This is a genomic window from Paraburkholderia franconis (assembly GCF_009362735.1).
In the GTDB taxonomy this organism is placed as follows: domain Bacteria; phylum Pseudomonadota; class Gammaproteobacteria; order Burkholderiales; family Burkholderiaceae; genus Paraburkholderia; species Paraburkholderia franconis.
Map to the genome: position 1 here is coordinate 1 of NZ_WHNP01000240.1, position 914 is coordinate 914.

General features: G+C 60.1%; 1 pseudogene. It reads right to left on the reverse strand.

Annotated features, from left to right (window positions below):
* Positions 1 to 914: pseudogene (locus GCT13_RS47935) on the reverse strand (IS3 family transposase); the annotation flags it as partial.

The window sequence follows — 914 nt, forward strand, 5'->3', positions numbered from 1 at the left end:
AACCTCTTCATATTTGACGCTGCGCCACACCCGTTCGACGAACACGTTGTCRCGCCAGGCRCCTTTTCCGTCCATCGACAGGAGAACCTTCCGGCCGAGAACCGCGTCGGTGAATTCGGYTGCGGTGAACTGGCTTCCTTGATCCGTGTTGACGATCTCAGGCAGCCCRTATTTCGCAAACGCTTCCTCCAGCGCCTCGACAGCATGGCAGCTCTCCAGCGTGATCGCCACCCGGTGCGCCAACACCCGGCGGCTCGCCCAGTCCACGACGGCCGTCAGATAGACGAAGCCCCGCGCCATCGGGATATAGCTCGTATCGAGCGCCCAGACCTGATTGGCCCGATCGATTTTCCGGTTGCGCAGCAGGTACGGCCAGATCCTGTGGGCTGCATGCTTGCGGCTCGTGTTTGGCTTGCGATACAACGCCTCGACGCCCATGCGCTTCATCAAGGTGCCGACGTGCCTGCGTCCGACTGTGATACCTTCGCGACGCAGTAGACGTGCCAACATTCGCGCCCCGGCAAATGGATGCTCGAGGTGAAGCTCGTCAATCCGCCGCATCAATTTCAGATCCGCTTCACTGACCCCACGCGACTGATAATAGGCACTCGAGCGGCTTATGCCTAACAGCCGGGCCTGCTGCGTCACCGGCAGGGCGTGATCACGATCGATCATCGCTTTACGCCCAGCAGTCCCGCCTTGCTGAGCGCGCTTTCTAAAAAATCATTCTCCAACGTCAACTGTCCGATCTTCGCGTGCAACACCTTCACGTCGATTGGCGGTGCAGCTGGGGGCGCGTTGCCCGCGTCGAACACATCGGCAACCCGCTCCTGCAACTGCTTCTTCCAGTCCGTGATCTGGTTCGGATGGACATCAAATTGCTGGGCCAACTCTGCCAGCGTCTTGTCGCCCTT